The organism is Neisseria zoodegmatis (genome assembly GCF_900187305.1).
GTDB lineage: Bacteria > Pseudomonadota > Gammaproteobacteria > Burkholderiales > Neisseriaceae > Neisseria > Neisseria zoodegmatis.
The window spans coordinates 219,099-237,483 of the sequence record NZ_LT906434.1 but is presented as its reverse complement, the minus strand read 5'-3'; the positions used below and the strand labels follow the sequence as shown (position 1 = coordinate 237,483).

At 45.1% G+C, this 18,385-nt stretch carries 20 protein-coding genes; 16 read left to right on the top strand and 4 right to left on the bottom strand.

Annotation, left to right across the window (positions count from 1 at the left end):
• Window positions 1-4: 4 nt before the first annotated feature.
• The 4 genes from nuoN to CKV66_RS01145 all read left to right on the top strand — a co-directional run bounded on the left by nuoN (window position 5) and on the right by CKV66_RS01145 (window position 3,638).
• Window positions 5-1,447 (top strand): NADH-quinone oxidoreductase subunit NuoN, encoded by a 1,443-nt coding sequence (gene nuoN / locus CKV66_RS01160; RefSeq protein ID WP_085364291.1) that lies wholly within the window; start codon window positions 5-7, stop codon window positions 1,445-1,447.
• A gap of 108 nt (window positions 1,448-1,555) precedes the next feature.
• The gene (locus tag CKV66_RS01155; protein WP_085364290.1) at window positions 1,556-1,855 is read left to right on the top strand and encodes a DUF2818 family protein; all 300 of its coding nucleotides are present in this window, start codon (window positions 1,556-1,558) and stop codon (window positions 1,853-1,855) included.
• A 53-nt stretch (window positions 1,856-1,908) separates the two neighbouring features.
• The gene (proB, locus tag CKV66_RS01150) at window positions 1,909-3,033 is read left to right on the top strand and encodes a glutamate 5-kinase (protein WP_085364289.1); all 1,125 of its coding nucleotides are present in this window, start codon (window positions 1,909-1,911) and stop codon (window positions 3,031-3,033) included.
• A gap of 122 nt (window positions 3,034-3,155) precedes the next feature.
• Complete coding sequence (locus CKV66_RS01145; protein WP_231990502.1) at window positions 3,156-3,638, top strand: hypothetical protein; 483 nt, start codon at window positions 3,156-3,158, stop codon at window positions 3,636-3,638.
• An 18-nt stretch (window positions 3,639-3,656) separates the two neighbouring features.
• On the opposite strand, the gene udk is transcribed toward CKV66_RS01145, so the two are convergent.
• Window positions 3,657-4,292, bottom strand: a complete 636-nt coding sequence (gene udk / locus CKV66_RS01140) for a uridine kinase (RefSeq protein ID WP_085364287.1) — start codon at window positions 4,290-4,292, stop codon at window positions 3,657-3,659.
• 139 nt (window positions 4,293-4,431) lie between these two features.
• On the opposite strand from udk, the gene CKV66_RS01135 reads away from it, so the two are divergent.
• The 11 genes from CKV66_RS01135 to CKV66_RS12775 all read left to right on the top strand — a co-directional run bounded on the left by CKV66_RS01135 (window position 4,432) and on the right by CKV66_RS12775 (window position 12,850).
• Window positions 4,432-5,292, top strand: a complete 861-nt coding sequence (locus tag CKV66_RS01135; protein WP_085364286.1) for a ParB/RepB/Spo0J family partition protein — start codon at window positions 4,432-4,434, stop codon at window positions 5,290-5,292.
• A gap of 309 nt (window positions 5,293-5,601) precedes the next feature.
• Window positions 5,602-5,955 carry an ATP synthase subunit I gene (locus CKV66_RS01130; RefSeq protein WP_085364285.1) on the top strand — a complete coding sequence of 118 codons (354 nt, stop codon included), beginning with the start codon at window positions 5,602-5,604 and terminating at the stop codon, window positions 5,953-5,955.
• Window positions 5,945-6,811 (top strand): F0F1 ATP synthase subunit A, encoded by an 867-nt coding sequence (gene atpB / locus CKV66_RS01125; RefSeq protein ID WP_085364284.1) that lies wholly within the window; start codon window positions 5,945-5,947, stop codon window positions 6,809-6,811. The genes CKV66_RS01130 and atpB overlap by 11 nt, the downstream gene beginning before the upstream one ends.
• A 107-nt stretch (window positions 6,812-6,918) precedes the next feature.
• Window positions 6,919-7,152 (top strand): F0F1 ATP synthase subunit C, encoded by a 234-nt coding sequence (gene atpE, locus CKV66_RS01120; RefSeq protein WP_004284425.1) that lies wholly within the window; start codon window positions 6,919-6,921, stop codon window positions 7,150-7,152.
• A 76-nt stretch (window positions 7,153-7,228) separates the two neighbouring features.
• Window positions 7,229-7,699 (top strand): F0F1 ATP synthase subunit B, encoded by a 471-nt coding sequence (locus CKV66_RS01115; protein ID WP_085364283.1) that lies wholly within the window; start codon window positions 7,229-7,231, stop codon window positions 7,697-7,699.
• Window positions 7,700-7,703: 4 nt separating this feature from the next.
• Complete coding sequence (locus CKV66_RS01110; protein WP_085364282.1) at window positions 7,704-8,237, top strand: F0F1 ATP synthase subunit delta; 534 nt, start codon at window positions 7,704-7,706, stop codon at window positions 8,235-8,237.
• A gap of 10 nt (window positions 8,238-8,247) precedes the next feature.
• Entirely contained in the window at window positions 8,248-9,795 is a 1,548-nt protein-coding gene (gene atpA / locus CKV66_RS01105) for a F0F1 ATP synthase subunit alpha (protein ID WP_085364281.1), read from the top strand.
• Window positions 9,796-9,820: 25 nt separating this feature from the next.
• Window positions 9,821-10,696 carry a F0F1 ATP synthase subunit gamma gene (gene atpG / locus CKV66_RS01100; protein ID WP_085364280.1) on the top strand — a complete coding sequence of 292 codons (876 nt, stop codon included), beginning with the start codon at window positions 9,821-9,823 and terminating at the stop codon, window positions 10,694-10,696.
• 36 nt (window positions 10,697-10,732) lie between these two features.
• Complete coding sequence (gene atpD / locus CKV66_RS01095) at window positions 10,733-12,130, top strand: F0F1 ATP synthase subunit beta (RefSeq protein WP_085364279.1); 1,398 nt, start codon at window positions 10,733-10,735, stop codon at window positions 12,128-12,130.
• Between the two features lie 10 nt (window positions 12,131-12,140).
• Window positions 12,141-12,566 (top strand): F0F1 ATP synthase subunit epsilon, encoded by a 426-nt coding sequence (locus CKV66_RS01090; protein ID WP_085364278.1) that lies wholly within the window; start codon window positions 12,141-12,143, stop codon window positions 12,564-12,566.
• A 110-nt stretch (window positions 12,567-12,676) separates the two neighbouring features.
• Window positions 12,677-12,850: a lipoprotein signal peptidase gene (locus CKV66_RS12775; RefSeq protein WP_085364277.1), complete on the top strand. Its 174-nt coding sequence runs from the start codon at window positions 12,677-12,679 to the stop codon at window positions 12,848-12,850.
• A gap of 324 nt (window positions 12,851-13,174) precedes the next feature.
• Here CKV66_RS12775 and folD read toward each other — a convergent pair whose 3' ends face one another.
• The 3 genes from folD to CKV66_RS01070 form a co-directional block, all read right to left on the bottom strand.
• A complete protein-coding gene (gene folD / locus CKV66_RS01080; RefSeq protein WP_085364276.1) occupies window positions 13,175-14,029 on the bottom strand; it encodes a bifunctional methylenetetrahydrofolate dehydrogenase/methenyltetrahydrofolate cyclohydrolase FolD in 855 nt (284 codons plus the stop codon).
• Window positions 14,030-14,400: 371 nt separating this feature from the next.
• Window positions 14,401-16,260, bottom strand: a complete 1,860-nt coding sequence (locus tag CKV66_RS01075) for a Pycsar system effector family protein (RefSeq protein WP_095197811.1) — start codon at window positions 16,258-16,260, stop codon at window positions 14,401-14,403.
• Between the two features lie 275 nt (window positions 16,261-16,535).
• Window positions 16,536-17,138, bottom strand: a complete 603-nt coding sequence (locus CKV66_RS01070; protein WP_085364275.1) for a class I SAM-dependent methyltransferase — start codon at window positions 17,136-17,138, stop codon at window positions 16,536-16,538.
• A 358-nt stretch (window positions 17,139-17,496) separates the two neighbouring features.
• Here CKV66_RS01070 and CKV66_RS01065 point away from each other — a divergent pair, with 358 nt between their 5' ends.
• Window positions 17,497-18,285 (top strand): Slam-dependent surface lipoprotein, encoded by a 789-nt coding sequence (locus tag CKV66_RS01065; protein WP_085364274.1) that lies wholly within the window; start codon window positions 17,497-17,499, stop codon window positions 18,283-18,285.
• Window positions 18,286-18,385 lie beyond the last annotated feature (100 nt).

Sequence of the window (18,385 nt, the reverse complement as noted above, 5' to 3'; positions counted from 1 at the left end):
GTGAATGAACTGGACTGATTTGAATTTAATCCCCGCCATGCCTGAAATAGTTTTGCTTTCGGCATTGGGTATAGTTTTATTGGTTGATTTATGGCTGAAAGATGAAAACCGTTATATCACGCATCTGCTAAGCCTGGCTTCATTGGTGGCCGTTGCGGCTACGCAATGGTCGGTATGGGCTCCGGGTAGTGTGGCTACTTTCAGCGGTATGTATATTGCCGACGGTATGTCGCAATTGTCTAAGATGGTAATGTATGCAGCCTTGTTTGCATTATTTGTGTATAGCAAGCCATACAATGAATCGCGCAATATCTTTAAAGGAGAGTTTTATACACTGTCGCTCTTCGGTTTGATAGGTATGAGCGTGATGGTTAGCGCAGGGCATTTTTTGACTGCGTATATCGGTCTTGAGCTGCTGTCTTTGTCTTTGTATGCCATGATTGCTTTGCGTCGTGATTCGGCAAAAGCAGCCGAAGCCGCGTTGAAGTATTTTGTACTTGGTGCCTTGGCTTCCGGTTTGCTGCTTTACGGTATTTCTATGGTATACGGAGCAACCGGCTCTTTAGAGTTTGCTGCTATTCAAGAATATGTTCTTCAAGGCAATGCACATGGCTGGCTGTTGAAGTTGGGCGTGGTGTTTATCGTGGTGGCGCTTGCATTCAAATTAGGTGCTGTGCCGTTCCATATGTGGGTACCTGATGTATACCAAGGCGCACCGACTTCTGTGGCTGCTTTTATCGGTACTGTGCCGAAGATTGCCGCGGTTATCTTTGCCTTCCGTATTTTGGTTTCAGGATTGAATACGGAAAGTGCCGATTGGACGAAAATGCTGGCCATTTTGGCGGTAGCTTCGTTGATTTTGGGTAACTTGGCTGCCATCATGCAAACCAATATCAAACGTATGTTTGCCTATTCCACCATCTCTCATATGGGCTTTATCTTGTTGGCGTTTTTAGCCGGAGTGGTAGGCTTTAGCGCAGGTCTGTATTACGCCATTACTTACGTCATTATGGGTTTGGTTGGTTTCGGTGTATTGATGTTGTTGTCAAACGAATCGTTTGAATGCGAAGAAGTGAACGATTTGGCCGGTTTGAACCAACGTAATGCTTGGTATGCTCTTTTGATGCTTTTGGTCATGTTCTCAATGGCAGGTATTCCGCCGTTGATGGGCTTCTACGCTAAGTTCGCCGTGATCAAGGCATTGCTTTCCGAAGGTTATGTGTGGTTGTCGGTATTCGCTGTGCTGATGAGCTTGATTGGTGCCTTCTACTACCTGAGAGTGGTTAAAGTGATGTATTTTGATCAGCCTAGCAGCGACCATGCAATTGGCAGTAATGTTGCAACCAAGGTTTTCTTATCCATCAATGCGGCACTTTTGCTGGTATGGGGTGTGATGCCGCAAAGTATGATGGATTGGTGCTTAAAAGCATTAGAGAATACGCTGTAACAGCATTGAAGCGAGTTATAAACGGCAGCCACGAAAGCTGCCGTTTTTGTTAATATGGCAACTTAAATAAATATTCAGACGTCCGTCTGAAAATATTAAGGTGTAATGATGACTTCATCTATGTATATCTTGCTGTTGTTGGCATTTATTTTTGCCAATGCGCCTTTTTTAACCCAACGTTTGCTGGGTGTGTTCAAACTTAAGCATAAGCACATCGGGCATCATTTGTTTGAGCTTTTCATAGGATTCGGCATCACGGCAGGTTTGGCTTATATGCTTGAATCGCGTGTAGGCACGGTCCATCATCAGGATTGGGAATTTTACGCAGTCGTAATCTGCTTGTATTTGATTTTCGCCTTTCCTACTTTTGTGTGGCGTTATTTTTGGCATGGCCGGAATAGGGAATAGGCCGTCTGAAAACCAATCGGTTGATATGTTTATTTTTTAGATGAAAGCTTGTTATGCAAGTAGAGAATATTTCCCACGCCCGTTTGATAGTGGTAAAAGTAGGGTCCAGTTTGGTGACTGCCGAGGGGAAAGGTATAGACCAAGAGGCGCTTAATCAATGGGCCGGTCAAATTGCCGAATTGAAGAAGAAAGGCATAGAGGTTGTGTTCGTGTCTAGCGGAGCGATTGCAGAAGGCATTAAACGCTTGGGCTGGCCGAAGCGCCCGACGGCGTTAAACGAACTGCAAGCCGCAGCGGCAGTAGGGCAGATGGGTATCGCGCAAGCCTATGAAACGGCTTTTCTGCCACATCAGGTGCATACGGCACAAATTCTTTTAACATACGAAGATTTAAGTAACCGTACCCGTTATCTTAATGCCCGCAGTACGTTGCGTACTTTGCTTGAGAAAGGCATTGTGCCGATCATCAATGAAAACGATACCGTGACCACGGAAGAGATTAAGCTCGGAGATAACGACACACTAGGGGCGTTGGTTGCCAACCTTGTTGATGCCGACGCTTTGATAATTTTGACCGACCAAAAAGGCTTATACGATAGCGATCCGCGCAAAAATCCGCACGCCCAATTTATCAGCAACATCTCGGCAGAACATCCCGAGTTGGAAAATATGGCGGGCGGAGCAGGCAGCGGGGTAGGTACGGGGGGTATGTACACCAAAGTGCTGGCAGCCAAACGCGCAGCATTAAGCGGAGCGATAACCATCGTAGCTTCCGGGCGTGAACCAGACGTTCTACTACGTTTGCTGAACGGCGAGAGCATCGGCACCCTATTTTTCAGTAGTCATAGCCGTGTAGCAGCACGTAAGCAGTGGCTGTTGGGGCATGTTCAACAAGCCGGAAAAATTGTGATAGATGACGGCGCAGTCAAAGCATTAATCGAAGGCCGCCGAAGTCTGCTGCCGGTGGGGTGTGTTCGAGTTGACGGGCATTTTCATCGCGGCGAGTTGGTTGCCGTTTTGAATACCGAAGGTAAAGAAATCGCCAGAGGTTTGGTTAATTACAGTAGCGGCGAAATCGGTAAGATTTTGCGGACGCCGTCTGAACAGATTATCAGCAAGCTCGGCTATATCAATGAAGAAGAACTGATACACAGAGATAATATGGCATTGCATTGGTAGTATCTTCAGGCCGTCTGAAAAAATTCAGACGGCCTGAATGATTTTGATCAGTCGAGCCAGACAAGATACGATACGAAGCAGGTGCTATATTTGCCAACGATAACTATTTGAAAATATGAAATATGCTCCTATATGAAGCGCTACGATTAATTTTGATTGATGAAAGAAGAAGCAGCGTGATTTCCCTAACTACACTTGTAATTGCCGGCGTTTTGTTTGTGATTGCTTTATTCGCGGGCTTTTTTGTTCCCCATCCGATAACTTGGTTGGTCGCGTTAATTTTGGGCGGTATTCTGTTTTTTATTCTGTTGCCGAAGTATCAAGGGCAGCAGCAGGCAATCAGTAATGGCGTGGAAGTTCAAGCCGCTGTGCAGGAAGTGAAGAAGTGGAGCAGGAAAACGGGCGACGGTAATTACATTGACCAATACGAAATCATTGCTGTTGCCCCGAATCCGGATAACGGCCAAATATATACGTTTGTCAGCCCGCCCATGGGGCAAGACCCTAAGCCTTATCTTAAAGATAGCATCACCGTTAAGGTGGATTGGCCTAACCCCAAAGCGTATGTGATGGATCTGTCGTTTTTGCCTTTCAAAGTCTATTAAAGGCGATTAAAAATCCTGTTAAACCAGTTCAGGTTGCTCTTGTAAAACGGTACGGATTTTCGCAATCAATACGTCAATGGCCACATTATTTTGTTCATCGCAAGGAATGATAATGTGGGCATGGCGCTTTGTAGGTTCCACAAACTGATTATGCATCGGGCGGACTTGTTTCGTATATTGTTTGACAACAGACTCCACCGAACGGCCGCGTTCTTGGATATCGCGTAACATCCTGCGGATAAAACGCAAATCGCCATCCGTATCTACAAACAGTTTAATATCCATCAAATTGCGGATACGCTCATCATACAGGGCCAAAATGCCTTCGATAATAATCACATCAACAGGCTCTTGGTGCTTGGTTTGCGAATGGCGCCTGTAGTTTGTGTAATCATATTGTGGAATCTCTACGGTTTTACGCTCGAGCAGCTGTTGGATATGGTTCAACAGCAAGTCGTTGTCGTAGGCTGAAGGATGGTCGTAATTCTGTTTTTTACGCTCTTCAAGTGGCAGCTCAGGTTGGTTTTTATAATAATAGTCTTGCTCGATAATCGTAATCGGGCTTCCGTTGAACTCGCGGTAAATCGCTTGCGATACCGTGGTTTTACCTGATCCTGATCCGCCGGCCACGCCGATAATAATGGGCTTTTTCATAAGACAAATTTCTTGATAAACGTGCTGTTATTATAACGTGAAATCATTCGAGGCTTTCAGACGGCCGTCTGAAAGCCAGGCATGCGGCGATGTTCAATATCCGATACAATTAAGGCCGTCTGAAAAAAGGATACTTCACATGGCAAAACCAAAAGGCGGCTTGGGCCGCGGTTTAGACTCTCTTATTTCTAATAATATCGACGACGGTGGAAACGACCGTCTGACGACTGTGGCAGTGTCCGACATCCAACCGGGTCGCTACCAGCCGCGCGTGCAAATGGACGACGAAGCCTTGCATGAATTAGCTGAATCCATTAAAGCGCAAGGGGTAATTCAACCTGTGATTGTGCGCGAGCGTGGGTTGTCGCAATACGAGCTGATTGCGGGTGAGCGCCGCTGGCGTGCCAGCCAGTTGGCAGGCTTGACTGAGATTCCGGTCGTGATTAAAAGCATTAGCGATGAAGCCGCGCTGGCAATGGGGTTGATTGAAAACTTGCAGCGTGAAAACTTGAACCCCATTGAGGAAGCTCGTGGCTTAAAGCGCTTGGCGGATGAGTTCAGCCTAACACACGAAACCATTGCAAAAGCCGTTGGCAAAAGCCGAAGCGCGATTTCCAATAGCCTGCGCTTGTTGGGATTGCCGGAGCCTGTGCAAGATATGCTGTATCAACGCCGTTTGGAAATGGGGCATGCGCGAGCGTTACTGACTTTGCCCGTTGTGGATCAATTATTGCTGGCTCAAAAAGCAGTAAAAAACGGCTGGTCGGTTCGTGAAGTCGAGCGCCGAAGCCAAATGCTCCAACAAGGGCAGAAACCGGCGCCGTCCAAAAAAATCAACCCCGATATCCGCCGTTTAAATGAAGCGATTACCAATAAATTAGGCGTGAATGCCGAAGTGCAGAGCAGAAATCAGAAAAAAGGCAAAATCGTTTTATATTTCGATACGCCAGAAACGCTGGAAAATCTGTTACAGCAATTAGGTGTGGATTACGACTATTGAGCGATTTTCAAAGTAAAAAAAAGCTATGCCAAAGGCCGTCTGAAAATTCAGACGGCCTTCACTTTAATATAAACTGCGTGTAATCAGCCGTAAAAAGGGCAGATTATTCACAAATCAACAGATAATCCGCTGTTTAATTTTTAATGTTGTGTAGTATCATGTAGTCTGGCTGTGAAAAGAAAGCAAGTTTCAGTTATATAAAACAAAACTTCAGCCGATATTTCATTGACAAAGGTTAACAATTGTCTTGACGCTTAAACGCATCTTGATTATAGTAGCCCCGCTTAATAGTGCCTTTGAGTCACTTGTATGAATAAGATTTTATATGTGCAGATGGCTGCATTGGCAATTGTTGCAGTTTTATGTGCAGCAATCAGCGGGATGAGCGGCTTTTGGTCTGCTTTGGCAGGTGGGTTGAGCTACTTGCTGCCCTCTGCAGTGGCGGTTTTACTTTTAAAACTTTTCAAACCTTATCCGCATTTAGCCGGAAAAATTTTCTTACTGGGAGAAGGTTTAAAAGTAACGCTGGCATTAGTGTTGATGATTGTCATCTTCGCAGTTTGGCACGAAACACTAAAATTTCTACCCTATATTGCAGGGTTATTTGTGGTCAGCCATCTGGTTTTTTTAGCATTGTTGAGAGTTAGAGACTATGGCAGGTGAATCAATGACTGCTGCCGACTACATCAAGCACCATTTACAAAGCTTGACTAGTTTGCAGGACGTAACCCAAGGTCAGGGCCTTAAGAATATTGCCGACTTTTCATTCATCAACTTAGATGCCGTATTTTTTGCGGTATTGTTGGGTGTGATCGGTAGCTTTTTCTTATGGCGCGGAGCAAAAAAAGCCACTGCAGGCGTGCCCGGACGTTTCCAAGCCGCAGTAGAAATCCTATTTGAATTTGTGGACGATATGTGTAAAAGCATTGTTCACAATGAACAATCACGCAAATTTGTCGCACCTTTAGGTTTGACATTATTTGTATGGATTTTCCTGATGAACGCCATGGACTTGCTCCCCGTAGACTTGTTGCCTTTAGGCTGGCAGATGGCTACCGGCGAACATCATGCTTTGCTGCGTGTCGTTCCTACGGCCGATTTAAATACCACATTGGCTATGGCAATCGGCGTATTGATGATCTGTATTTTCTATAATGTCAAAATCAAAGGGTTTGGCGGTTGGATGCACGAAATGTTTACCGCTCCGTTTGGCCCGATGTTAGCCCCTGCCAATTTCATTTTGAATATTGTTGAATTTTTATCGAAAACCGTGTCACACGGTATGCGGTTGTTCGGTAATATGTATGCGGGTGAATTGGTATTCCTGTTGATCGCACTTTTGGGTGGCGCTTGGGCTGTGTCAGGCAGCGTAGGAATTATGGATCCGATTATGTTTGTGTTCCATATTCTCGCAGGCTTGGTGTGGGCCATCTTCCATATCTTGGTTATTACCTTGCAAGCATTTATCTTCATGGCCTTGGCTTTCGTATATATCGGCCAAGCGCATGACGCGCACTAATTTGATTTTTAATACACGATAAAGATTGATTAGTCTGTTTTTACAGTAGAAGAAATAGTTTTTTCAACGTAGTTTTTAACCTTTGTTTTTAATTAAGGAGTTTTAAAATGGGTTTGATTGCTATCGCATGTGGTTTGATTGTTGCATTGGGTGCACTGGGTGCGTCAATCGGCATTGCCATGGTAGGTTCTAAATATCTGGAATCTTCTGCACGCCAACCTGAATTGATTGGCCCGCTGCAAACCAAACTGTTCTTGATTGCCGGCTTGATCGATGCCGCGTTCTTGATCGGTGTGGCTATTGCCCTGCTGTTTGCTTTCGTTAACCCGTTTGCAGGCTAATCCGAACAGGAAACCGTTTCGATGTCTATGCGAAACACTGTTTGTTTGATTAACCCTAATACGAAGGTTAAGTAAAGTGAATATTAATGCAACCTTATTTGCGCAGTTAATCGTATTTTTCGGTTTGGTGTGGTTTACCATGAAATTTGTGTGGCCACCCATCGCGAAAGCTTTGGACGAGCGCGCCGATAAAATCGCAGAGGGCTTGGCTGCAGCCGAGCGCGGTAAGAGCGATTTTGAACAGGCAGAAAAGAAAGTTGCAGAACTCTTGGCCGATGGGCGTAACCAAGTTGCCGAAATGGTAGCTAACGCCGAAAAGCGAGCGGCAAAAATTGTAGAAGAAGCTAAAGAGCAAGCTTCAAATGAAGCCGCCCGCATTACAGCGCAAGCCAAAGCTGATGTGGAGCAGGAAACAAACCGTGCTCGCGAAGCGTTACGTGAGCAAGTTGCTGCATTGGCTGTAAAAGGTGCTGAATCTATCTTGCGCAGTGAAGTAAATGCTGAAAAGCACGCGCAAATATTAAGTGCCCTAAAACAGGAGCTGTAATCTTATGGCTGAGTTCGCAACAATTGCCAGACCCTATGCAAAAGCATTGTTTGGGTTGGCACAAGAAAAAAACCAAATACAGTCTTGGTTGGGCGGACTAAAAGAATTGGCGTCTGTTGTGCAACAGGAAAAAGTTGCTGCATTTATCGAACAGCCGGAGCAAGACGTTGCTGAAAAAGCAGATGTTTTGGCAAAGCTGGTTGATTTGAGCGACCAAAATCTGAAAAATTTTGTATTGGTACTTGCCGAGCAAAAACGCTTACAGATTCTCCCTGAAGTTTATGCGCAATTTCAAGACTTAACTTTGGCACTCAATCAAACAAAACAAGCCGTTATTTACAGTGCTTATCCTTTAAATGATGTGCAGTTGAATGATTTGACCAACGAATTGCAAAAACGTTTTGGTACCAATTTAGTAGCTACTACCCAGGTAGATGAGTCATTAATTGGTGGGGTCAAAGTTGAGATTGGTGACCAAGTATTGGATCTGTCGTTACAAGGTAAATTGAATGCTTTGTATACGGCTATGACAAATTAGGAGAGTTTTCATGCAGCTTAATCCTGCTGAAATTAGCGATTTGATTAAAGCCAAGATAGAAAATTTATCTGTTAATGCAGAAATTCGTACTCGTGGCACAGTAATCTCTGTTACAGACGGTATTGTACGCATTCATGGCTTGTCAGACGTTATGCAAGGTGAAATGCTTGAATTCCCCGGCAACACGTTCGGTTTGGCTATGAACTTGGAGCGCGACTCCGTAGGTGCCGTCGTGCTGGGTGAATATGAGCGTATTAAAGAAGGCGACGAAGTTAAGTGTACCGGGCGCATTTTAGAAGTGCCTATCGGTCGTGAATTGGTTGGCCGTGTTGTTAATGCTTTGGGTCATCCTATTGATGGGAAAGGCCCGATCAATACTACTCTGACTGCGCCGATTGAAAAAATTGCTCCGGGTGTTATTGCTCGTCAATCAGTTGATCAGCCGATGCAAACTGGCTTGAAATCGATTGATTCCATGGTGCCTATTGGTCGCGGTCAGCGTGAGTTGATTATTGGTGACCGCCAAACTGGTAAAACAGCAGTTGCATTGGATGCAATCGTTAACCAAAAAGGTACAGGCGTTGTTTGTATTTACGTGGCAGTAGGTCAAAAAGCTTCTTCAATTGCCAACGTGGTACGTAAACTGGAAGAATATGGTGCAATGGAACATACCATTGTCGTTGCGGCGACTGCTTCGGAAGCGGCAGCTTTGCAATTCATCGCACCTTACTCAGGCTGTACGATGGGTGAATTTTTCCGTGACCGTGGCGAAGATGCATTGATTGTTTATGACGACTTGTCCAAGCAAGCGGTTGCTTACCGTCAGATTTCTTTGCTGTTACGTCGTCCTCCTGGTCGTGAAGCTTATCCTGGAGACGTATTCTACTTGCACAGTCGATTGCTGGAACGTGCTGCACGTATTAATGCAGACGAAGTAGAAAAGCTGACAAATGGCGAAGTAAAAGGTAAAACAGGTTCGTTGACTGCCTTGCCCATCATTGAAACCCAAGCGGGTGACGTATCAGCTTTCGTTCCTACCAACGTGATTTCTATTACAGACGGCCAAATCTTCTTGGAAACCGACTTGTTTAACTCGGGTATTCGTCCTGCGATTAATGCGGGTATTTCAGTGTCTCGAGTGGGTGGTGCAGCACAAACCAAGGTAATTAAGAAGCTTGGTGGCGGTATTCGTTTGGCTTTGGCTCAATATCGTGAGCTGGCTGCATTCTCGCAATTTGCCTCAGACCTTGACGAAGCGACAAGAAAACAACTTCAACATGGTGAAGTGGTAACTGAGTTGATGAAGCAAAAGCAATTCAGTACATTGAATACTGCTGAAATGGCATTGACATTGTGGGCTATTAATAACGGCTCATATGAAGATGTTCCGGTATCGAAAGCCTTAGCTTTTGAAGCTGAATTCCTGAGCTATGTGCGTACTCAACATCCAGATGTACTTGATGCTATTAATGCTTCAGGTGCGATGTCTGATGAAAATGAGCAAGTGCTGATTCAGGCTATGAAATCATTCAAATCTTCTTACGCTTATCAAGCTTAAGAATTCAGGATGAAAGGAGTCTGAAATGGCAGTAGGAAAAGAGATTCTCACCAAAATCCGTAGTGTTCAAAATACACAAAAGATCACTAAAGCGATGCAAATGGTGTCAACCTCTAAAATGCGGAAGACTCAAGAGCGGATGCGTCTTGCGCGTCCGTACGCTGAAAAAGTGCGTTTAGTTATGAGCCATTTGGCACAGACCCATTCGGACCATGGTGTCAAATTGCTTGAATCGCATCGTAGCGTACAACGCGTAGGATTCATTTTGATCACCACCGATAAAGGTTTATGTGGTGGCTTGAATGCTAATGTATTGAAGAAATTTTTAGCACAAGTTCAAGAGTATCAAGACCAAGGTATTGAAGTTGATGTTGTGTGCTTTGGCAGCAAAGGATTAGCAGCTTGCCAACGAATCGGATTAAATGTAATCGCTAGTGTGGTTAATTTGGGCGATACTCCACGCATGGAAAAATTGCTGGGAGCATTGACTGAAATTTTCCAACGCTATGAGAAACAGCATTTAGATGTGATTCATTTGGTGTATTCTGGCTTTGTTAATACTATGCGTCAGGAACCGCGCAATGAGATTTTATTGCCAGTAGGTCAAAACACAATCGAAAGCGTAAGCGAAAATAGCGATTACAATTGGGATTATCGTTATGAACCAAGTCCGGTTGCTGTTTTGGAATATTTAGTCCGCCGCTATTTAGAGTCTGTGGTTTATCAGGCACTAAGCGACAATATGGCATCAGAACAAGCCGCACGTATGGTAGCAATGAAAGCTGCTACGGATAATGCAGGTAATGCCATTAAAGAATTGCGTTTGGTGTATAACAAGTCGCGTCAAGCGGCGATTACCACAGAGTTGTCAGAAATTGTTGCAGGTGCAGCTGCTGTTTAAGGCTGCTGCGCCGTTCATTTAAAATAGGATACGATAATGAGCCAAGGCAAAATCGTACAAATCATTGGTGCTGTAGTTGACGTTGAGTTTCCTCGTGATGCTATTCCGCACGTATATGATGCCCTGAAGTTGGTTGACCAAGATTTGACTTTGGAAGTTCAACAGCTTTTGGGAGATGGTGTAGTACGTACCATTGCAATGGGTAGTTCAGACGGCCTTAAGCGCGGTATGCCTGTAGTGAATACAGGCTCTCCGATTACTGTACCGGTAGGTAAAGCTACACTGGGTCGTATTATGGATGTACTCGGCAATCCGGTAGATGAAGCAGGCCCGGTTGGTGCGGATGTAAAACGTGCCATTCACCAAGAGGCGCCTAAATTCGACGAACTTTCCAGTACAACTGAATTGTTGGAAACTGGTATCAAAGTGATTGACTTGCTTTGCCCGTTTGCAAAAGGCGGTAAAGTAGGTTTGTTTGGTGGTGCCGGCGTGGGTAAAACCGTAAATATGATGGAGTTGATCAACAACATCGCGAAGGCACATAGTGGTTTGTCTGTATTCGCCGGTGTAGGTGAGCGTACCCGTGAAGGTAATGACTTCTACCACGAGATGAAAGACTCCAACGTATTGGACAAAGTAGCCATGGTTTACGGCCAGATGAATGAACCTCCGGGTAACCGTTTGCGCGTTGCTTTGACTGGTTTGACTATGGCCGAATATTTCCGTGACGAGAAAGATGAAAACGGCAAAGGTCGTGACGTCTTGTTCTTTGTGGATAATATCTATCGCTATACTTTGGCCGGTACCGAAGTGTCTGCATTATTAGGCCGTATGCCGTCTGCAGTAGGTTATCAGCCTACATTGGCAGAAGAAATGGGTCGCTTGCAGGAGCGTATTACTTCTACTCAAACAGGTTCTATTACTTCTATTCAAGCCGTATATGTACCTGCGGATGACTTGACTGACCCGTCTCCGGCTACCACTTTTGCCCACTTGGACGCAACAGTAGTATTGAGCCGTGATATTGCTTCTTTGGGTATTTATCCTGCAGTTGACCCGTTGGATTCTACCTCGCGTCAATTGGATCCAATGGTTTTGGGTCAAGAACACTATGATGTAGCACGCGGCGTTCAATCTACTCTGCAAAAATATAAAGAGTTGAGAGATATTATTGCAATTTTGGGTATGGATGAGTTATCTGATGAAGATAAACTGACAGTAATGCGTGCTCGTAAGATTCAGCGTTTCTTGTCACAACCGTTCCACGTTGCAGAAGTATTTACAGGTTCTCCGGGCAAATACGTTTCATTGCGTGACACCATTGCAGGCTTCAAAGCGATCTTGAGCGGTGAATATGACCACTTGCCGGAGCAAGCTTTCTATATGGTTGGCGGCATTGAAGAAGCTGTAGAGAAAGCGAAAACCGTAAGCTAAGGAGGCCGGCATGAGTATCATGCAAGTTGAAGTGGTAAGTAATGAGCAGAATATTTATTCAGGGGAGGCCAGCTTTGTAGTTGTGCCGACTCTGACAGGTGAGCTTGGTATTTACCCGAGACATGAGCCGATCATGAGTTTAGTTCGCCCGGGTGCTTTGCGTTTGACCGTACCTGGTGCAGCTGATGAAATATTGGTAGCCGTTTCAGGTGGGCTTTTAGAGGTTCAACCTGATAAGCTGACTGTGTTGGCTGATGTGGCAGTACGCAGTGAAGAAATGGATCAAGCTCGTGCTGAGGAAGCTAAGAAAGCTGCTGAGGCACGCATTTCTCAGGCTGGTGATGATGAATCATTGGCTAAGGCACATGCTGCGTTGGCTGCTGCAATTGCACAGTTGAAAACCTTGGATTATATTCGCTCGCAAAGAAATAAATAATAGAAATAGATTGTTTATTTACCCAAGAAAAGCACAGTTTTTACTGTGCTTTTCTTTTTTGTGTAAGGGGTAGGGGGAAAGATTTTTGATTTACACATAGTTTGAGACCTTTGCAAAACCCCCATCTGCCGCGCATTTCTGCGTTGTGTGCTGCTCACTCGTTTGCCTATCTATATGATATGTCTGCACTCGCTGCGCTTCTACGCCTTGAACTGCGTCCACATCTGAGGGTTTTGCAAAAGTCTCAGTTCGAAGCTTTTAAATGTGCTTCTCGATTTGGATAAACACCGTATAGAGTAAAAAAATTTGATTTTACGACGCTATTATTAGACAAAAAATGTTTTTAACCAAAGTCTTAAGTGCTATATGTTTTTGCAGCAGCTTAAATGGCGGCAAGGGTGTTGGTGCCTAATGATCGTGCATCTGAGGAAGGATAAAGGAATATTAGAATAAATCAACAGCCGAAATCCTGCGATCGGACTTCGGCTGTTGATTTTGGTGAAGGCCTTAACCTAGATTGATTGAGATTGTCTGTTTGTATCAATCTTAACTTTGCGATATCTATAATGGTATGGTGAGAATGACTATATTAATCAGACGATCATTAATCAGGCATTGTGAAGTTCAGCAGCTTGTAGGGTATTTTCTAAAAGTGTTGCAATTGTCATCGGGCCTACACCTCCGGGGACGGGGGTAATCATGGATGCTCGCTCTTTGGCTGCATTAAATTCTACATCACCGCACAGTTTGCCGTCTTCTAGGCGGTTGATGCCTACATCAATGACAACGGCGCCCGGTTTAATCCACTCGCCTTTTACAAAATTAGGAATGCCTACACCTACGACCACGATATCTGCAGCGCCTACTTCTTCGGCCAGATTCTGGGTGGCGCTGTGGCAAACGGTTACGGTGGCGCGGGCTAATAAGAGTTCTAATGCTTGTGGTCTGCCGACAATATTTGAAGCGCCGACGACAACGGCTTTTTTGCCTTTGGGGTCGATGTTATAAGTTTCTAATAAAGTCATCACACCTTTAGGTGTGCAAGGACGGAGGAGCGGCATTTTTACGGCGAGACGGCCTACATTGTAGGGATGGAAGCCGTCTACGTCTTTATGAGGTAAGATTCGTTCCAATACTGCTTGGCTGTTGATTTGAGCGGGTAAGGGCAGTTGTACCAAAATGCCGTCAACGCCGGCATCAGCGTTTAAATCGTCCACCAATTTGAGCAGGGTGTCTTGAGAGGTGTCTGCGGGCAGTTCGTAGGAGAGTGAGCGGAAACCGACTTTTTCACAAGCTGTTTTTTTATTGCGCACATATACGGCACTGGCGGGATCATCGCCTACCAATACGACAGCCAAGCATGGGGCACGTAAGCCGGCTGATTGGCGGGCTGCTGTTTTTTGTTTGAGCATTTCTAAACGTTGTTGGGAAATCTCTTTGCCATTAATCAATTGCGCGCTCATGATGCGGTTTCCTTCGGTAAAGTGGAAGATAAGCGCAGATTATCGCATTTTTAACATTTGATTTCATCTGGTGTAATTAAACAAAGCAGACAGAATGGGGAGCATTGGAACGACTGCTTTTGTTTGCAGCAAATAAGTTGATCTACCAAATATAGCTTTATTCATTTGGTTTTTCCGCAAGGCAATCTCCAAATTTGGGCTTGCTGGACTGGATTCTTGAGTTTAGCTTTAGGTTGGGGGATATTTTCAGACGGCCTTCAGGCGCATAAGAATAAGTTTGTTGTCTATATAAAAAGCACTTGGCAAGGAGATGCCAAGTGCTTTTATTTTCAAGCCTATTGGGAGCCAAGGCTTTTATTTTCTAGCAGGTTTTAGAATTTATCATATTCTACGATCATGTATTTACCACCGATATTTTTGGTGGCGTCGCCGTCGTCGCTCATGAAAATCAGACGGTTTTGGCCGTTTACCTTCACAGAATCTACGGCTTCGACGTTGGTCATGTGATTCATATTGGGCAAGTCGATAGGTTTGGCTTCGGAAGCAGGTTCGCCGTTCCATAGCCAGAATTGCGGGAATTTCTTGCCTTTTTCATCTTTCACTTCGTTGGTCAAGATAAATGATTTCAATACTGCATCGTAGTTTATCGAGCGGATACCGCCGCCTTTAATATCCAAGAAAGCAACGTCAACAAAGTTGGGTTTGGCTTTTTTCTCAAACATTTCTTTAGGATTGTCGATGTAGAGAATCATGGATTTATCGCTGAATTCGGGGTCACGGAAGCCCAGCAGCAGGCGGTTTTTGGTGGGATCGTAGGCCAAACCTTCGATATTGATGGTTTTGAAATCCAACATCGTGCCGATTTTGCCGCGGATAAGTTGTTCTACTTGCTCTGATGTTTCCAAGATGTCCACCAAGCCGTTAAACGAACTTAATTCCACCACTTCGTTGCCACGGATTTTGAAGCGTATAAAGTGTTCGCGGTCGGGGCGGCGCACGCCTTCTCTGTTGCGGGAATGCGAGGTGATGGCATAAACATAACCGTCGTTATCCAAAGTCAGGCCTTCCAAATCACTCAGTTTGCGTTTGAAGCCGCGGACAATTCGGGTATCGATTGATTCGTTTTCATCTAAAGTACCGTCTTTGTTAAACGATACGATGCTGGCAGCGCGGGAATGTTCGTCTTCTATAACCAGCAGGCGGCCGTCAGGCAGCTGCTGTACGGCTGAAGGTTCGTACAACCCTTTGAATGAATTAATGCCGAGATTACGCAGCTCTGCCGCAGCTTTGTCTGCACGCATAGACGGCACGACATTGGGCAGGGTTTTAATCGCGATAAAGGCCAGCACCGAGAAGAGCAGCCCCCAGCGGAAAACAGCGTATGACATGTTCAGGTATTTGAACTGCTTGTTAGCCAAAGAGCCGAGCCAGTAAAGCTCTTCACTCATTTTTTTATATACTTCTTCGCGGTTGGCCATAATATCCTGCATCATTTCCCAGTAGCGGTCTTTGGATATTTTGACGCGGTCTTCGTAAATCAGAATATTGGGCGATTCATCGACAAAATGCGCTTCCGGTTCATATACCCGTGTTTTGAAATCGCGAAGGGAGGCCTTGCGTTTGAACACATCTTTCAGCCATTCGACGGTGGCACGCATTTTACCCATACGCTCTGGAGAGGCCGACAATAAAGCAAAGACAATAGAGGCGGCGGCCGTTGCCATAAAGATACCGGCCGGCACAAGAAAATCGGGGGAAGTTGAGAAAATAAACGCACCGGAAATCATTAAAGCGGATACGATAAAGCCGTTTAATGAAATCATGATATTGGCTTTGGTTGCTGCCAAAGCCAATAATTCCATTTCCGTACGGAACGCGTTGCGGAACATGGTTTCTACACCTTTTGCCGTGCCTAGTTGCAATGTGGGTTCTTCCGCCGGTTCTGAAGTAGCTTCTTTTTTGGCTTTGCGCTGTTGTTTCAACAGTTTCTTTTTGGCTTTTTTGGCTGCGGCCGCCGGATCGTCGGCAGATTCGGATTCGTTTAATGCCGCTTCTTCTGTCGGCGATTGGAGGTTTTCCTTGTCCTCCAAGTTTTCCAGCATCAAAACCGGCTCTTGTGCTGCTAAGTTACTCATTGTGTTGTGCTGCTCATGTGTGTTTTCGGCGCTCATCAAATCGTCGTTTTGCGCCGATTTTTCTGCATGGGTTTTATTGTTTTCTTGTTCTGTCATGGTATGCCTTTGCTTTTTCTAAGGTAATTTTTGCTATTCAGCTCAATTAAAATTTCCGAAGTATCTTAGTTATTGTGAATGTTGGTCAATCAGTTTTACAACATTCCATTATGCATAACATTTATTAACAAAATGTATAGAAAATATATATGGAACATATTGTTACAGTAAATTAGGCAAGCGCAAGGACAAGCATGTTTCGACATGGGCTGTTTGGAGCCAAAATAAAAGTCCCTGATAAATATCAGAGACTTGTCTTGTTTATATTAGTTTCCTTATGGATGAGGTTTTTTGCCCAGCAGGCAGATGACCGAGCTTAAACCTTGATGGCGGCTGCCTTCGTTCATTTCCCTTACAGAGTGTTCGGCAATCAACCATTCTAAGCCGGACAAGGCCTGTTGCATTTCTTCCAAGTTGCCCAACAATGCCGGATCGCTGGGGCCTCCTGTGCCGTAAGCAATTTGATCGGGGTGGTAAAACACGCCTGCAAACAAGCCTCCGCTTTTTAATGAGCGGATGATGCGCTGCATGGTGCGCGTGCGCTCCGGCTCGGGGAAATGGCAGAACACCGAAGTGATCACCGAATAATGTTCAGACGGCATGTCCATTTCCGTTATGTTGTCGAGACGGGTGGTAAAGTCCACGCCTTTGCTTTGAGCCAGCTTTTGTGCTTTTTCCAAACCGCGTGCCGACATATCTACGCCTTCCGTTTCCAAGCCTAATTGTGCAAGGAACACGCCGTTGCGCCCCTCGCCGGTAGCCAAATCGAGCGCCTTGCCTTGCGGGGGAAGATACGGGCGGATGCGGGCGATAAATTCGTTTGGCTCGGTACCGAACACATATTCTTCGGGTTGGTAGCGTTCATCCCAGCGCGACATTTCATTCTCCTTCAATCTTAAAAAGTGTTTTCAGACGGCCTCATCAACATCTTTGCAACCGTTAAAAAAACGGTTGTTTCAGAGTGTAGAAAATCCGGTTTTTATGCAGATGAAATTGGCTGAATAATTTATATCAATCAGCAAGATACAAACATTACCCAAATCTTTACCTGAATTAAAATCCGGCTAATTTTAACCTAAGTTTCGATCCATACAATGAGAATCAAACAATAAGGCATAACCCGATGCACAGGGTTGAAGAGATTTAACGCTGCATACACGGTCATGAACAATAATTGTTGCGCCCAGCTGTAAGAAGCTGACTTTGTTTGTCACTTTGATGAAAAGGACTACGACTATGAAACTCAACCTGAAAAAAACTGCTGCTGTTATCTTGGCTGCAACTTTGAGCGCCGGCGCTTTTGCCGATTACCATGATTACTGGACGCCGGATCAATCTTATTACGATAACAAAGTAAAAGAGAAGGCTGCGAAAAAAGCTGCCAAAGCTGCTAAGAAAGCTGCCAAAGCCAGATTGCCTAAGCCTGAATCTGAAGCTGTAAACAAAAAACTGCTGAAAAGCGCAGCATACCAATCCGGTATTCACTACAAAGCTTTGGATCACCACAGAGCGAGTGTTGACCGCAACGGCGTGAAAACCATCGTTGCCAAAAACCACTATACTGGTCAGGACATCGGTAAATTCTCGTTCAACAGCATCCGCAGCGGCGGGGCGAGCGTACAGTACGGCGAATGGGTAGGCCGCGAGTTTGCCAAAGGTTCTAACCGTGCCGTGTTCTACTCAGGCGACAGCCGCACCCGCAACATGCCTACTTATGGTACTGCTACTTATGCGGTTAAAGGCTTTAACCAATATAAAGGCAACAACCTGATGACCGGTACTTTGAGAGCCGACTTCGGTGCCCGTACCTTGGCAGGTTCGCTGAAAAACTCAGCGGTTAACATGAACGTTAACACTTACATCGATACCAAAGATGCAGAGTTTGAAGGCTACGCCTACGCTAACGGCCATGTAGGTAAAGTTGAAGGTAACTTCTTCGGCAACAACGCCTCAAGCTTGGCTGGTGTGGCTAAGTTCAAAACCAACCACAATCTGAACACTGCGTTCGGCGGTGTGAAGAAGTAAGTTAGGGCAAACAGGCCTCACGGGAAACTTTCCCTAAACGCCTGAATCCAATCATCCGCTTATTTGTTGCAATATCAAATAAGCGGATTTTTATTTATCT

Bases quoted from the DNA above. Each gene is read 5' to 3' on its own strand.
- CKV66_RS01090 (WP_085364278.1), top strand. From the start codon at position 12,141: ATGAGTATCATGCAAGTTGAAGTGGTAAGTAATGAGCAGAATATTTAT.
- CKV66_RS01075 (WP_095197811.1), bottom strand. From the start codon at position 16,260: ATGACAGAACAAGAAAACAATAAAACCCATGCAGAAAAATCGGCGCAA.
- atpG (WP_085364280.1), top strand. From the start codon at position 9,821: ATGGCAGTAGGAAAAGAGATTCTCACCAAAATCCGTAGTGTTCAAAAT.
- proB (WP_085364289.1), top strand. From the start codon at position 1,909: ATGCAAGTAGAGAATATTTCCCACGCCCGTTTGATAGTGGTAAAAGTA.
- atpA (WP_085364281.1), top strand. From the start codon at position 8,248: ATGCAGCTTAATCCTGCTGAAATTAGCGATTTGATTAAAGCCAAGATA.
- atpB (WP_085364284.1), top strand. From the start codon at position 5,945: ATGGCAGGTGAATCAATGACTGCTGCCGACTACATCAAGCACCATTTA.
- nuoN (WP_085364291.1), top strand. From the start codon at position 5: ATGAACTGGACTGATTTGAATTTAATCCCCGCCATGCCTGAAATAGTT.
- CKV66_RS01070 (WP_085364275.1), bottom strand. From the start codon at position 17,138: ATGTCGCGCTGGGATGAACGCTACCAACCCGAAGAATATGTGTTCGGT.
- atpE (WP_004284425.1), top strand. From the start codon at position 6,919: ATGGGTTTGATTGCTATCGCATGTGGTTTGATTGTTGCATTGGGTGCA.
- CKV66_RS01135 (WP_085364286.1), top strand. From the start codon at position 4,432: ATGGCAAAACCAAAAGGCGGCTTGGGCCGCGGTTTAGACTCTCTTATT.
- CKV66_RS01145 (WP_231990502.1), top strand. From the start codon at position 3,156: ATGCTCCTATATGAAGCGCTACGATTAATTTTGATTGATGAAAGAAGA.
- folD (WP_085364276.1), bottom strand. From the start codon at position 14,029: ATGAGCGCGCAATTGATTAATGGCAAAGAGATTTCCCAACAACGTTTA.
- atpD (WP_085364279.1), top strand. From the start codon at position 10,733: ATGAGCCAAGGCAAAATCGTACAAATCATTGGTGCTGTAGTTGACGTT.
- CKV66_RS01155 (WP_085364290.1), top strand. From the start codon at position 1,556: ATGACTTCATCTATGTATATCTTGCTGTTGTTGGCATTTATTTTTGCC.
- udk (WP_085364287.1), bottom strand. From the start codon at position 4,292: ATGAAAAAGCCCATTATTATCGGCGTGGCCGGCGGATCAGGATCAGGT.
- CKV66_RS01110 (WP_085364282.1), top strand. From the start codon at position 7,704: ATGGCTGAGTTCGCAACAATTGCCAGACCCTATGCAAAAGCATTGTTT.
- CKV66_RS01065 (WP_085364274.1), top strand. From the start codon at position 17,497: ATGAAACTCAACCTGAAAAAAACTGCTGCTGTTATCTTGGCTGCAACT.
- CKV66_RS01130 (WP_085364285.1), top strand. From the start codon at position 5,602: ATGAATAAGATTTTATATGTGCAGATGGCTGCATTGGCAATTGTTGCA.